Source organism: Hungatella hominis (assembly GCF_014288005.1).
Taxonomy (GTDB): domain Bacteria; phylum Bacillota; class Clostridia; order Lachnospirales; family Lachnospiraceae; genus Hungatella; species Hungatella effluvii.
On record NZ_JACOPB010000010.1, the window covers coordinates 80,335 to 94,614 of the forward strand.

Sequence of the window (14,280 nt, forward strand, 5' to 3'; positions counted from 1 at the left end):
TGGACTATGAAAATATTTGCAAACAAAGAAATCAAAAAATTGTTTCTTACAGTATCCGTTATTTGGGTAGCCTCCCTTCTGTTGACACAAGGGTTCTTATGGTTGTGCTATCAGCGGTTTTCTTTGTTCCTATTGCTCGTTTTCGTATTGGCAGGAGGGGCTATATTGGCGGTGTGTTGTTCCTATTTCAAAAAACAAAATCAAGTCCTGGAACAGGCGGTATCACAGCTTCATGAGTATCTTGACGGCGATGACAATGCCCGTATTGAATGTGATGATGAGGGCGAACTATATCGGTTGTTTCATACTGTCAATTCTCTGGCGGCTGTCTTAAATGCTCATGCAGATAACGAACTCCGGGAAAAGGAATTTTTGAAAAATACAATCTCTGATATTTCCCACCAACTGAAAACACCGCTGGCTGCTTTGAATATTTATAATGGTCTGCTTCAGGACGGGGATATGGAATTGAGTGCGGTAAAAGAATTTGCTGATTTATCCGAACAGGAACTTGACCGCATTGAAACACTGGTGCAAAACCTGCTCAAGATTACAAAACTGGATGCCGGTGCCATCGTGTTGGAAAAGACCACAGAGAATGTGGCGGATATGATGCGGGATATTCAACTGCATTTTGCATATAGAGCCAGACGGGAAAAGAAGAAAATCATTTTGTCTGGCTCGGATCATCTTTCTCTTTTCTGTGATCGTGATTGGATGTCTGAGGCAATCGACAATATTGTGAAAAATGCGTTTGACCATACGGAAAGTGGTGCTACTATCCGCATTGCGTGGAAGGCATTGCCATCCGGTGTTCAAATTGTGATAAAGGATAATGGATGTGGCATCCACCCAGAGGATATACATCATATTTTCAAGCGGTTTTATCGCAGTCGTTTTTCCAAGGACAAGCAAGGGATTGGACTGGGTTTACCTCTGGCAAAGGCAATCGTTGAAGCACATAACGGCACCATTGAGGTTGACAGCGAATTAGGCATAGGGACAACCTTCACAATGAATTTTCTGATTCCTACAAAATTGTAGGCTGGTTGTAGGGTTACAGTAATATTCAGGTGCTATTCTTTCAAACATAGGCAGGACAAATAAAGACAGCCTGCCTATACGGTAAAATCATTCAGAAAGAGGTGTTTGCACTATGAACTTATTAGAGGTCAAAAATATAAGTAAGACCTATGGCAGCGGAGAAACCGCAGTCAAGGCATTGAAGGATGTTAGCTTTTCTGTCCCAAAGGGCGAGTATGTAGCAATCGTCGGGGAATCCGGTTCCGGTAAAAGTACGCTACTGAATATGATTGGTGCTTTGGACACGCCGACATCGGGCAAGGTGCTGATTGATGGCAAGGACATTTTTTCCATGAACGATTGGAAGCTGACCGTGTTCCGACGCAGGAACATCGGTTTTATCTTTCAGGCGTTCAACCTGATCCCGGAGTTGACCGTGGAACAGAATATGGTTTTTCCGTTGTTGCTGGATTACCAAAAGCCGGACAAGAGATATTTGGAGGAACTGTTGACGGTGCTGAATTTGAAAGAACGTCGCAATCATTTGCCCAGTCAGCTTTCAGGTGGTCAACAGCAGAGAGTGGCGATTGGCCGCGCATTGATTACCCGCCCTTTTCTGATTCTGGCAGACGAGCCAACAGGAAATTTGGACTTCCAAAACAGCAGCGAGGTTATCGCATTGCTCAAAGAAACATCGAAAAAATACGAGCAGACCATCATTATGATTACTCATAACCGCAGCATTGCGCAAACGGCAGACAGGGTATTACAGGTATCGGATGGCACTTTGACTGATTTTGGGAGGTGCCGTGAATGAAAAGTTATCTTAGTCTCATTCCCATCTCTGCTAAAGTCCATCGCCGTCAAAATCGTATGACGCTGCTTTGCATTGTATTTGCTGTATTTATGGTGACAGCAGTATTCAGTATGGCTGAAATGGGTGCTCGGATGGAGTATACGCGGCTGCTTGGAAAGCATGGTAAGTTGTCCATGACAGATTTACTTGGAAGTTACATGGGACAATCGCTTCTCCTGGTCGCTTGTGTCCTATTCATGCTGATTCTGATTGCAGGTGTTTTGATGATTTCCAGCAGCATGAACAGTACTGTCGCACAACGGATCAAGTTCTTCGGGATGATGCGTTGTATCGGCATGAGTAAACAGCAGATTGTACATTTTGTGCGGCTGGAAGCATTGAATTGGTGCAAGACCGCCGTTCCCATTGGCCTTGCGCTGGGCGTTGTTACGACATGGGGGCTGTGTGCGGTATTGCGTTTTCTGGTGGGCGAAGAATTTTCTAACATTCCGCTCTTTGGTATCAGCATCATCGGCATTGTCTGCGGTATCCTTGTGGGCGTTATTACCGTTCTTCTCGCCGCAAATGCTCCGGCGAAGCGGGCTTCCAAAGTATCCCCTGTTGCAGCGGTGTCTGGAAATGTGGGCAATGAGAAAACAATCCGCCATGCAGCCAATACCCGCTTTGGAAGAATTGAGACGATCCTTGGTATCAACCATGCTGTTTCGGTGAAGAAGAACTTGATTTTGATGACAGGCTCTTTTGCACTCAGCATCATTCTGTTTTTGAGTTTTTCCGTATTCGTCGATTTTGTGGACTATCTGATGCCGCAGTCTGTTGCCACATCAGATATTGATATTGCAAGTGATGACGGCAATACGATTCCCCATGAGCTGCTTGTTTCTATTCAGGGAATGGACGGTGTAAAAGAGGTCTATGGACGTCGGAGTGCGTTTGATCTTCCAGCTTCCATTGATAAGAATGTAAGTCCTTCCGATACCGTCGATTTGATTTCTTATGACGATTTCGATTTGCAGAGCTTGAAAAAAGACGGCAATTTGAAAAAAGACAGCGATCTGTCCAAGGTTTACGGAAATAGCAGCTTCGTATTGGCCACATCCGATGCGGACAGCACATGGAAAATTGGTGATACGATTCAGATTCAAGGGGAAACTCTTACGATAGCCGGACTGCTGAAAAATGATCCGTTCAGCAGTGATGGTCTGACAAATGGTAAAATCACGCTGATTTCTTCCAGCGATACCTTTGTCCGCCTGTCTGGAGAAGAAAATTACTCGCTTGTGATGGTACAGACAACAAGTGATGCGACAGACGAAGATGTTCAGGCAATTCAAACCGCCGCAGGAGAGACATTCAGCTTCCGTGATAAGCGTGACGAGCGTACATCAGGAACCTATATGGCCTTTGTGTTCTGTGTCTATGTGTTTCTGACAATCATTGCTCTGGTGACGGTACTGAACATTGTCAATAGCATTTCCATGAGCGTATCCGCAAGGATGAAGCAATATGGAGCGATGCGGGCAATTGGAATGGACGAACGGCAAGTGACAAAGATGATTGCAGCTGAAGCGGTGACTTATGCTACGCTGGGGTGTGCTACGGGCTGCATCATTGGCCTGCCGTTGAGCAAACTGCTATATGATTTCCTTATTGCTGAGCATTTTCCTTATGCCGTTTGGCACTTCCCGCTGGAATCACTTTTAATCATTCTCTTGTTTGTTTCGTTCGCAGCAATCGTGGCATTTCTCGCCCCGTCAAAGCGCATCCGCAGTATGCCAATCACAGCGACGATCAATGAATTATAGTTTCATATTTTGATCTGCCGGACGATAGCAAAAGAAAAAAGTCATCGTAAAGTAGGCAATTTGAAACGGTGGCTTTGAAAAAAATCAGAGCCGCTGTCTCTTTGCATTTATACAAACTTATGATGACTTTTGGGATACAGTAGCGATATGCAGTTAATATGGTATATTTCTTTGGACATTAAAAGATTTCCAAAGAATCTTCAGCATCTACCCATATTTGCATATTGCCATCAAGATACAGTCTTGCATATTCAAGTGGTTCATCAATGGCAAGTGCGTTCAATGCATAGTCTGAACCGGGTGTTGTTTTTAAATTCTTTTCTGCTTCCCAGCAGTCAATGCGGAGCATGTAGCCAGCGCTTGTATAAACATCAATACTGTTTCGCCTGGGATTGTATTCTGCAATTATTGTTTTCATCGTATCTAATCTCCTTATCGCTCAATCAATCATTAGTTACAAAAATTAGAAGCATTTCAATCAGTTCACCATGTCATTTTCATTTTGTGTTATAATATGTTATCAGATTTTTTTACCCTTGTATTTGCCCTTAACAGAGTTCGTAAACACTGGTGGGACGATATAACACAAGGGAAACAATAAGGGAAAGCTCACCTGTCACAAACTTAGTGTTTTCAAGGGCTTGTGAGGAATTTGATAACAAATCTTAACAGTTATTAAATTCTTTTGAACAGGTGAAATCTCAATCGGAATTGATGGAGGAATTGACAATGAACAGGTATGAAGAAGGAATGAAATTAATCGAAGAAAGTTGTGGCAACAAGAAAGATAATGCCATTGCACTCTCAACGATTGCTACGGAACCGAGTGCAGATGGTTTTCCTCGCCCTAGTGTCCGTGATGTAAGCGCTTATTATGAAGATGGAGTGTTTTATGTCACAACGTCAGCAAAATCAAACAAAATGCAGCAGATAGCTCATAACAAAGAGGTTGCGTTTTCAGTTTGCTTTGAGGGGATATACGGACATGGAATTGGAGAAAACCTCGGATGGGTTTTGGATCCCCAAAACGCTGCTCTAAGAACGAAACTCCGTGAAGTATTTGCAGACTGGTACGACGATGCAAATAATGAGCAGGATGAAAACTGCGTTATTTTGGCAATCCGTATCACAAGTGCAACGATATTTAGAGACCACGGTGCTTTGCGTTATAATTTGGACTTTGCAAATAAGGTAGCGGTTGAATAATTGTCAATTAAGTAAGGCGTTAAGCGCTATCTAATGAGCACTCTATTGGGAGAAGGCGCACTTACAATTCAAGTTTGTCGAAACGCAAAACGGGAGGCACGCTCTCCTTTTACAATGCGCAGGTGTGAAGTTGCTAAAGAAATCCCTTGATAAAAAATCGGAAAAAGTAGCAGACAGAAAAATGAAAATTGTGCGGGCAAAATGAAGCAAGGCAAATACTCAAAAGTTGGAGGTACTGCAAAATGAAAATACAAAGAGCTCTGGGTTTGCTCTTTTTGGGCATGGCTCTTATCCTGACTGCCTGTAAAGTGGAAAACACCGCTGACACAACAACAGAATTAGCCCAAAACAAAAACAGCACAACTTCAGGCGTGGACACAACAGCAACAGAAATCACACCTGATGAAGAAGGCTCTGTTGTTAGAGGTACACCTGATGATAACGGTCTTGGACAGCTTGAATATTGGGACATTGACGAATTTGAAATCTGGATGGAACAACAACATGAAAGAAACCAGCGTCTTGCGGATAACCATGAGAAGTCGTTTTACGACAAAGGCGCAAATGGAGGTTATTATTGCCGAGAATGGACACAGGAAGATGTTGATACGCTTTATGGCCAATGGCAAGAACAGCTTGCCCTTATGAAAGAAGGCTATCGATTCACAAAGCAAATTCCTTTTGATGATGAGTGTGGGATTTCTGGCGTATTTGGGCCTGAAGCAGATGAGCCGCCCGTATCGGCCTCTGGTGCCACTATTATCACTTTACCAAACGGTTCAAGGGTTGATTTAGGACATTTTGATACAACGGATGAAGCAAAACATGCCGTTGAAGAATATCTGTCACAGCAAGTTGAGGCTGGTACGCTTACACAATCGGAAGCTGACAATATTCTCATACATGGTGCAGTTGATAAGTACTAATGGAGTGTTAGTAAAATAGGGGAGGGAGAGATTATGGAAGCGTATAAGGACATGAAGAGTATTAAAAAAAGACCATTTAGTATATTAGCAGATTGCGATAAAATATATCAATTTTTGCTTGGAATTTATGAGAGGGATTGGAGAAACGGCGTACCAGCTCCCTTCTTTGAATACGCATACGTATCCTTTTCCTACTGGATGGACATATCCTATTCTTACAAAAACCGAATTTGGGAATGTGATGGAGAGATTGTTGCATTTTGTTTCTATGAAAATCCAGTAACAGATATCTATTTCTGTCTGAAACCCGGATATGAAAAGCTGGCCTTAGAAATGGTGGCATATGCTGATGAAAAAATGCTTATGAACGGAAAAAGCATACAATTTATTTTCTTTGGCGGGCAAGATGCATTGATGAATGCTGCGCGGCAGTTGGGATATGGACAGAAATCAGAGCACTGGGAAATGCAATATGATTTTGAATATGCATTGGATTATCCACTGCCAGAAGGTTTTCAATTTATAAAACCGCAGGATCTGGATATATCAAAAGTAGGAAAATGCTGCTGGAAAGGGTTTGACCATGAGCAAAGTGAAGGCCCATGGAACCATCAGTATGAGCAACATAACTGTTTGCTGAGCATCGCGCCGCACGCAACGCCGGAGCTGGATGTGGCTATTGCGGATGAGTCCGGGGAATATGTCTGCTATGCAGGAATGTGGTGGATTCCTGAAAATCATCTGGCATATATGGAACCGCTCTGCACCATTCCCGAATATCGACATAAAGGTCTCGCCGAAGCGGCATTGTCTGAAATGTATCGGAGAACAAAGGCGTTAGGGGCAACGCATATGACAGGCGGTGCAAACAGGTTTTATCAGAAGCTTGGATACCAGAATGCAGTAAAATGGACCTTCTGGCAAAAACAATAAAAGTATGGGGGACATCCAGTGAAAAGTTCAACAGTGACAGCACAGTTTTCCTGCGACTGTAAAACGGCCTGGGACATTGTTACAGATAATGAGAATTTTGAATGGCGGAGTGACCTGTCCAAAATCGAAATCATTGATAAAAGTTGGTTTGACGAGTATACAAGGGATGGATTTGTAACACATTTTCGGATTACCGCAAAAGAGCCATACCGAGAATACCGCTTTGATATGGAAAATCAAAACATGAGAGGTCACTGGAGCGGCATATTTGAGAGCTGTGATGGGGGTACGCAGATTACTTTTACAGAAGAGGTTCAGGTGAGGAAACGGATTATGAATCTGTTTGTAAAGGGGTATCTGAAGAGACAGCAGGCCAGATATATTGCAGATCTCAGAAAAGCGATAGCAAAATTGTAAGATTGTTGGCTGGTTATAGATAAAACAGTTTACAGAAAAATACTGATAATTTAATTAGGAGAACTCAAGGTGGCAATAATATAACGAGAGAACAAAATGAGAAATCCAGAACAAACAATAGGAAATTTAATTGATAAGCAGAATGTTTCTTTTAGTGCTTCTATTTCTAAACACGATGCTCCATGAACTCTGGAAAGGAAATGTCTGTAAGGCGGGAGAAGGTTGAAGATGAGTAAAATATTATTGTTAGAGGATGATGTGAGTCTGGTAGACGGACTGAGGTATTCCCTGAAAAAAGAAGGATATGACGTTACCGTTGTACGAACAGTGGAAGAAGCGATTGGCGCATTGCCGGTTATCAGCGAATATGATTTGCTGTTGCTTGACGTTACATTGCCGGACGGAACAGGGTTTGATGTATGTGAAAAGGTCCGGCGGCAGAATACACAGATACCGATTATTTTTCTGACGGCTTCCGATCAGGAAGTCAGTATCATACGAGGTCTGGATTTGGGCGGAGACGATTATATTACAAAACCCTTTATGCTTGGGGAACTTTGCTCCCGTATCCGTGCGCAGCTGCGCCGGTCTGGGATGGGCAGTCAGGAGAAAACCACTTTTTTAAAAAGCGGAGATATTACCATTGACCTTCTTGGCAGCAAAGTATTGCTGAACGGAAAAACTTTGGAACTGACGAATGCAGAATATCGTCTGCTCTGCCTTTTGGTAAAAAACGAAGGTCTCATTATGACACGCGAGAAAATTCTGGATGAATTGTGGGATAGCAATAAAGACTTTGTGGATGATAATACTTTATCCGTCTATGTCCGAAGGCTTCGTGAAAAAGTGGAAAGCAACCCCTCCCAGCCAGAACATCTGATTACAGTCAGAGGTTTCGGATATCAGTGGAAGGAGGTTTCTTTATGAAGCTTTTTCAGGACAAACAGGTTCGGTATTTTTGCTGCTTTCTCATTTCCTTTCTTTTCATTTTATTGGGGAGCGGCGCATGGTTATTTTCCCATCAGATTGATTCTGCAAAAGAAATGCTTTTTGTAAGGGAAAATACCATGATATCAGTATTACTGGAGCAAGGAGTTTCGGAAGAGGTGATTGCTGCAGCGATTACCAATACAGAAAGTGGTGAAAGTGGAGCAGACTATTTGAGCAAAACAGGAAGAACAGGAAATACAGCAGCCAATGCCTTACCGGAGTTTAGTGAATTTCGTAAGGAAGCTGGAAGACATATTGTATCTGCCGCCGCTTGGTTATCAGTGCTTCTGACAGGCGGCGTTTTTATCTTTTTATGGAAAAGGGATAGATTATATCAGAAAGCAGAAGGTATCATGCAGCAATACATTGCCGGGGATTTTACCAGTCATTTGTCCCAAAGCAGTGAGGGCACGATTTATCAGATGTTTTCTTCTATGGATGAGCTTGCGACAATACTGCAGGCAAGAGGAGAGTCCCAGCAGAAAGAAAAAGATATTTTGAAGAGTACGATTTCTGATATATCCCATCAGCTTAAAACACCTCTGGCAGCGCTTACCATGTATCAGGAAATTATTGCGGAGGAACCGGAGAATCCGAATACGGTAAAAGAATTTTCTGCAAAGATGGGCGTTTCCTTAAAACGCATAAAACAGTTGATTGAGGCGATGCTGAAAATCACACGGCTGGATGCGGGCGGTATTATGTTCGAGAAACAGAAGAATTCCGTTTATGAAGTGGTATCTCACGGCATTAACGAGCTGAAGCTGCGGGCAGAGCAGGAGAATAAAGAAATCATCCTGGAGGGGGACAGAGACCAGACAGTTTCCTGTGATCTGGAATGGACCGGGGAAGCAATCGGAAATATCGTAAAGAATGCACTGGATCATACTGACTCTGGCGGAAACGTTCAAATCATATGGGCGCAGTCCCCGGCAATGGTTAGAATACAGATTAAGGATAACGGAAGCGGGATTTTGCCGGAAGATATCCATCATATCTTTAAGAGGTTTTATCGCAGTAAAAAATCGTTGGATACACAAGGCGTAGGATTGGGACTTCCCCTTGCAAAAGCGATTGTAGAGGGCCAGAAAGGTGTAATTTCAGTAAAAAGTGAACTGGGTGAGGGAACAACCTTTACAATTTCCTTCCTTACAGACTCGTAAGCGGAAATTCATCGGAATGTAAGGTGCCTCTGTTATACTCTATAATTACAGGAGGTACTGATATCATGGAAATACTAAAGGTACAAAATTTATGTAAGACCTATGGCAAGGGTGAAGCCCGGGTAGACGCATTAAAAGATGTTTCTTTTGCTTTGGAAAAAGGAGAATTTGCAGCAGTTGTTGGTGAATCCGGTTCCGGAAAAAGTACATTGCTCAACTGCATTGGCGCGTTGGATGCTCCTAGTTCTGGCAGCGTGACGATTGAAGGACAAAATCTGCATACTATGAAAGAGGAAGAGCGGACTATTTTCCGCCGTAGGAATATCGGCTTTATCTTCCAGTCTTTTCAGCTTGTTTCGGAACTGACGGTAGAACAGAATATTATTTTCCCTATACTGCTGGATTATCACAAGCCTAATGCGCAGGATGTAAAGGAAATTCTGGATATGCTGGGTCTGACAGAACGCCGCAGCCATTTGCCTAACCAGCTTTCCGGCGGACAGCAGCAGAGGGTAGCTATTGGCCGTGCCTTGATTACAAGGCCAAAGCTAATCCTGGCGGACGAGCCGACGGGAAATCTGGACAGCAAAAACAGTCAGGATGTGATGGATTTGCTGACACAGGCATCCCGCCACTATCAGCAGACAATCTTAATGATTACCCATAACAATAATCTGACCGTTTCTGTAGATCGTGTTTTGCGGGTAACAGACGGTGTGCTTACAGACTTGGGAGGGAATGCGAATGAAAGGTTATCTTGATCTTGTCCCTATTTCCGCTAAAGTTCATAAGAAACAGAGCCGGATGTCCGTTTTCTGCATTATTCTTTCGGTGTTTCTCGTAACGGCTATTTTCGGTATGGCAGATATGTTTATCCGGGGACAGATTTTACAGGCTCAGTCGGAAAACGGGAACTGGCATATCGGGATTCGGAATATTACGGATGAAGATGCAGCAGTATTGGCAGCCAGACCAGATATAAAAACGGTGTCGGCATACGGAGTCCTGAATTTCCGCGGGGATCAGGGGTATACCTTTGGGAAAAAAGATACTGCAATTTTTGGCTGTGATGAGGCCATGGTGAAGGATATTTTTGATATGCTTTCAGAAGGTACTTTCCCGCAAGGGGAGAAGGAAGCCGTGGTATCCGATAATGCAAAGGAGGTGCTGGGCTTAAAAATAGGAGACCAGATTACTGTCCAAACTGCTTCCTATGAAGAGCTGCCGTTTACAATTTCCGGTTTTGCAACAAATACGGCAAATCTTTTGCATGAAGATTCTTTTGGAGTGTTTTTGTCTACAGAGGGGTTCCGCGCCATTTATCCAGAAGTTGAGAATGGGAAAGCTTCGGATTACAATACGATGTTTTATGTGCAGATTTCAAATACAAGGCACATTCAGAATACGATCCGGGATATAAAGACATCGTTTTCTCTGACAGACGACCAGGTTTCTGAAAATACAAAGCTATTGGGACTTTTAGGTCAAAGCAGTAGCGCTTTCATGATGCAGGTATACGGCGCAGCAACCGTCCTGTTCGTTTTGGTACTATGTGCCGGTATTCTGATGATTACCAGCAGCCTGAACAGTAACGTGGCGCAGAGGATTGAATTTTTCGGACTGATGCGCTGCGTTGGAGCAACGCCAAAACAGGTGATGCGGTTGGTCCGCAAAGAAGCGCTCCATTGGTGCCGACTGGCAATTCCCATCGGTGTAATTACCGGTACAGTCGTGGTATGGCTTATGTGTTTCGTTTTAAGATGGCTTAGTCCGGCTTATTTTGGAAGCATGCCTATTTTCAGCATCAGCATTCCTAGTATCATTGCTGGTATCTGCGTGGGACTCCTCACGGTGCTGCTTGCTGCCCGCTCTCCAGCAAAAAAGGCTTCGAAGTCTTCTCCATTGGCAGCGGTGTCGGGAAATGCAAATGATCTGCAACCTGTCCGGAAGGCGGCCAATACTACGCTTTTTAGGGTGGACACTTCCCTTGGTATCCATCATGCGAAATCAAGTAAAAAGAATTTCGTGTTAATGGTAGGCTCATTTTCGCTGAGCATTATTCTTTTCCTGTCCTTTTCGGTGACAATTGATTTTATGAAGCATACTTTGACGCCGCTGCATCCATGGACGGCAGACTTGTCTATTGTCAGTCAGGATCAGACTTGCTCTGTAAAGAATGAGTTAATAAAAGAACTTTCCAGCAATCCGGCTGTAGACAGTGTATATGGACGTATGTTTGCTTATAATGTCTTCGTTGTCATAAATGGTGAAACAAAGCCGGTGGATCTCATCACTTATGAGGAAAAACAATTTGACTGGGCGAAAAACTATCTGCTGTCCGGTAGTCTGGGAACAGTCCAGAATCAAAATGGAACGGCTCTGGTTGTTTTTGAAGCGCAGAATACAGTCCAGGTAGGAGATACCGTCACCTTGAGTATGGGAGAAAAGTCTTCCAATATGGAGATTGTCGGTATGGTTTCGGATTGCCCGTTTAATAACAGCGCGGATGTCGGAAAACTTATTTGTTCAGAAGAGACTTTCCGGCAGCTGACCGGGGAAAGCGACTATACGATTATTGATATACAACTTGCACAGGGGACAACAGAAAATGACGTAAATGCAATCCGTAAAATGGCGGGCGGAACCTATACCTTTTCTGATGACCGTATGAGCAACAGTAATACGCGGGGAACCTATTATTGCTTTGGCCTGTTTGTGTATGGATTTCTGGTTCTTATCACATTGATTACGATATTCAATGTGATCAACAGTATTGCCATGAGTGTTGCAGCGAGGATTAAACAGTATGGCGTGTTCCGAGCAATTGGATTAAGCAACCGGCAGCTTGTTAGAATGATTGTGGCAGAAGCCTCCACTTATGCGGTTATAGGCAGTATCTGCGGCGGTATATTAGGTCTGCTTTGTAATAAGTTCTTATTTGATAAGCTGGTTGGGTTCCAGTGGGGAGATCCTTGGAACGTTCCTATTGCAGAGCTTGCGGTGATAATTGCAGTGGTAGTACTTGCGGTAATCCTGGCAATCAGAGGGCCAATTCAGAAAATCCGCAAAATGTCTATTGTGGATACTATTAGCGCACAATAGATGCTGGTACCGGAGAGATAAAGAATCATGTTTTTCCGGCACATGTTGGAATAAAATGGAATAGAGGTAATTATGCTGACAATTTTATTTGTAGATGATGATGCCGGTTATTTGAAGGTTTTATTCTATACGTTTACGAAGGAGCTTGCTACGAAACTTTCTTCTCACTACCTACAACGCCGGGAACCTCTGATTTGACGGAATTTTGCAAAAGAATGCCGCAATATGCAACGTATCCAATAGTTGTAAAAACAAAGAAACGGAGGATTTTATTCCCCCGTTTCCTTGCTGTTGGCTTCCTGTATTCCCTTTGTAGTTGCCGCCATAATCGTTAAATTCCGGCTGCTCATATCGGCAAGCAGACTATCGAGCTGCCGCCGTTGCGTTGATTTGTCCGTTTCCTCATTCGGGAAAATAACTGGTCTATCGACACATCTAAAAAGGTGACAAGCTCATAAAAGATTTGTAGGCTTGGGTGCTGTCTGCTGTTCTCAATGGACGCGATATAGCGCGGCGCAATGTTCAGCCTGTCCGCTAAATGGTTGCGCGATATGCCCTTTGCCTTTCTTGCTTCCTTTATGGCTTGTCCGAAAGCCTTAAAACGCAATTCTTGACCCCATTTTTATTCACTTTATGGGCTTTCATGGTGCTGCGATTGCAACCCTGCTTTCGCAAGCCGTTTGTCTGGTTTTTATGGTGATATATCTGAAAAGGAAAAGATTGTTTTCTTTGCATATCACTTGTTTTGACAAAGCTGATGTTTTACCTCTTGTCCCAAAAGCCATACCGTCCGTCATTCAACAAAGCATTCAGGCGGTAAGCACAACATTTTTAACCGCGTTAGTAAGTACATACAGCATTATTGAGATTGCGGCATATGGCATTACCGGAAAACTGGAAACTATACTTTTCTATCCGGCTATGGCGTTGAATATGGTCTTAACTGCAATTATAGGTCAGTGTATCGGTGGACAACGGGCTGATCGCGCAAAAGATTATTTAAAGTGCGCTTTGAAATATGGGTGTTTACTGCTCTTAATTCTCTCTATTGTCATAGTAACATTTTCAAGACAGCTTTCCGGTCTTTTTGTAAATAGCCCTGATGTTGCAGCTATTGTCGGTGTGTACTTTTCCATTGTGGGTATCGGCTATGTTCTAAATACAGTAACAAATAGCTTTCTTGGAGTATTGAACGGTTTTGGTAAGCCTGCAAAAAGTATGTTGTTAATGATTTTTTACTATATTGTCGTTCGTATGCCTTTAGCTTATCTTCTTTCATTTTTAGGATTTGGGCTAAACGGAATATGGGGTGCCGTACTTATCAGCCATATTTGTGCGGTAGCAGCTTCCGCTATTGTATCGATATTACAGTTTAAAACACCAAAATAATTCAAACATATTTTACCCCCATCACTATAATACTGTTTATATTTCACTTGTGCCCGATTGCATATTGCAGTCGGGCGCATTTTGTATTTTCTCAAATGTTTTTCTGTAAAATTTCTAAATAATCCCATTCTAATCCTATTTATATTATATAAGATTTATTTTTTGTACATTGAAAATAGCATAGGTTCAGTTGTCCTATAACAAAAACTGAAATCGAGCATACGAGAGATACGCCATAGCAGAAATGCTGCGAAATATATCAAATCAAAATAAGCCCGGGCAGGGGGTTGATGGCTTGTGACGGCCGCATAAGCTGTGCGAGGATGATATCAGTTGGAAACTTGTGGGGACTGCCGCTCACCTAATGAGGGGAGGCTGCGTTAGTATGGAAACATCTGGCGTGGTTTAAGCTGTTTTGCGAACAGGTAGGACAACTCCAGATGCCGGGGGACGAGTAAATACGGCATAAAATTTGCTTTGGAGAAAGCACAACCACCTTAATGAAATAT

General features: G+C 43.1%; 16 protein-coding genes. 13 read left to right on the forward strand and 3 right to left on the reverse strand.

Annotated features, from left to right (window positions below):
• The first annotated feature begins 6 nt into the window (after positions 1 to 6).
• The 3 genes from H8S75_RS20005 to H8S75_RS20015 all read left to right on the forward strand — a co-directional run bounded on the left by H8S75_RS20005 (position 7) and on the right by H8S75_RS20015 (position 3,645).
• Positions 7 to 1,044, forward strand: a complete 1,038-nt coding sequence (locus tag H8S75_RS20005) for a sensor histidine kinase (RefSeq protein ID WP_187023102.1) — start codon at positions 7 to 9, stop codon at positions 1,042 to 1,044.
• 112 nt (positions 1,045 to 1,156) lie between these two features.
• Complete coding sequence (locus tag H8S75_RS20010; RefSeq protein ID WP_187023103.1) at positions 1,157 to 1,840, forward strand: ABC transporter ATP-binding protein; 684 nt, start codon at positions 1,157 to 1,159, stop codon at positions 1,838 to 1,840.
• Complete coding sequence (locus H8S75_RS20015) at positions 1,837 to 3,645, forward strand: ABC transporter permease (RefSeq protein WP_187023104.1); 1,809 nt, start codon at positions 1,837 to 1,839, stop codon at positions 3,643 to 3,645. Before H8S75_RS20010 ends, H8S75_RS20015 begins: the two co-directional genes overlap by 4 nt.
• Positions 3,646 to 3,823: 178 nt before the next feature.
• On the opposite strand, the gene H8S75_RS20020 is transcribed toward H8S75_RS20015, so the two are convergent.
• A complete protein-coding gene (locus H8S75_RS20020; RefSeq protein ID WP_187023105.1) occupies positions 3,824 to 4,063 on the reverse strand; it encodes a DUF6061 family protein in 240 nt (79 codons plus the stop codon).
• Positions 4,064 to 4,374: 311 nt separating this feature from the next.
• Between H8S75_RS20020 and H8S75_RS20025 the strand changes: the two genes are divergently transcribed.
• From H8S75_RS20025 to H8S75_RS33115, 9 genes are all read left to right on the forward strand, one after another.
• Positions 4,375 to 4,851 carry a pyridoxamine 5'-phosphate oxidase family protein gene (locus H8S75_RS20025; RefSeq protein WP_187023106.1) on the forward strand — a complete coding sequence of 159 codons (477 nt, stop codon included), beginning with the start codon at positions 4,375 to 4,377 and terminating at the stop codon, positions 4,849 to 4,851.
• Between the two features lie 242 nt (positions 4,852 to 5,093).
• Positions 5,094 to 5,777 (forward strand): hypothetical protein, encoded by a 684-nt coding sequence (locus H8S75_RS20030; protein ID WP_187023107.1) that lies wholly within the window; start codon positions 5,094 to 5,096, stop codon positions 5,775 to 5,777.
• Between the two features lie 33 nt (positions 5,778 to 5,810).
• On the forward strand, positions 5,811 to 6,710 hold the full coding sequence (locus tag H8S75_RS20035; RefSeq protein ID WP_187023108.1) for a GNAT family N-acetyltransferase: 900 nt from the start codon (positions 5,811 to 5,813) through the stop codon (positions 6,708 to 6,710).
• A gap of 18 nt (positions 6,711 to 6,728) precedes the next feature.
• Positions 6,729 to 7,127 (forward strand): SRPBCC family protein, encoded by a 399-nt coding sequence (locus H8S75_RS20040; protein ID WP_187023109.1) that lies wholly within the window; start codon positions 6,729 to 6,731, stop codon positions 7,125 to 7,127.
• 228 nt (positions 7,128 to 7,355) lie between these two features.
• Entirely contained in the window at positions 7,356 to 8,054 is a 699-nt protein-coding gene (locus H8S75_RS20045; protein WP_187023110.1) for a response regulator transcription factor, read from the forward strand.
• Positions 8,051 to 9,280 carry a sensor histidine kinase gene (locus H8S75_RS20050; protein WP_187023111.1) on the forward strand — a complete coding sequence of 410 codons (1,230 nt, stop codon included), beginning with the start codon at positions 8,051 to 8,053 and terminating at the stop codon, positions 9,278 to 9,280. The genes H8S75_RS20045 and H8S75_RS20050 overlap by 4 nt, the downstream gene beginning before the upstream one ends.
• A 65-nt stretch (positions 9,281 to 9,345) precedes the next feature.
• A complete protein-coding gene (locus tag H8S75_RS20055) occupies positions 9,346 to 10,041 on the forward strand; it encodes an ABC transporter ATP-binding protein (RefSeq protein WP_187023112.1) in 696 nt (231 codons plus the stop codon).
• Positions 10,025 to 12,382: an ABC transporter permease gene (locus H8S75_RS20060; RefSeq protein ID WP_187023113.1), complete on the forward strand. Its 2,358-nt coding sequence runs from the start codon at positions 10,025 to 10,027 to the stop codon at positions 12,380 to 12,382. Before H8S75_RS20055 ends, H8S75_RS20060 begins: the two co-directional genes overlap by 17 nt.
• Positions 12,383 to 12,454: 72 nt before the next feature.
• A complete protein-coding gene (locus H8S75_RS33115; RefSeq protein ID WP_279288694.1) occupies positions 12,455 to 12,580 on the forward strand; it encodes a hypothetical protein in 126 nt (41 codons plus the stop codon).
• A gap of 71 nt (positions 12,581 to 12,651) precedes the next feature.
• Here H8S75_RS33115 and H8S75_RS33635 read toward each other — a convergent pair whose 3' ends face one another.
• Together H8S75_RS33635 and H8S75_RS20065 are read right to left on the reverse strand one after the other, a co-directional pair.
• Positions 12,652 to 12,732, reverse strand: a complete 81-nt coding sequence (locus H8S75_RS33635) for a hypothetical protein (protein WP_432764196.1) — start codon at positions 12,730 to 12,732, stop codon at positions 12,652 to 12,654.
• Positions 12,729 to 12,989 (reverse strand): helix-turn-helix domain-containing protein, encoded by a 261-nt coding sequence (locus H8S75_RS20065; protein ID WP_432764195.1) that lies wholly within the window; start codon positions 12,987 to 12,989, stop codon positions 12,729 to 12,731. Before H8S75_RS20065 ends, H8S75_RS33635 begins: the two co-directional genes overlap by 4 nt.
• Before the next feature lie 113 nt (positions 12,990 to 13,102).
• On the opposite strand from H8S75_RS20065, the gene H8S75_RS20070 reads away from it, so the two are divergent.
• A complete protein-coding gene (locus tag H8S75_RS20070; protein ID WP_349768954.1) occupies positions 13,103 to 13,771 on the forward strand; it encodes an MATE family efflux transporter in 669 nt (222 codons plus the stop codon).
• Positions 13,772 to 14,280: the final 509 nt, after the last annotated feature.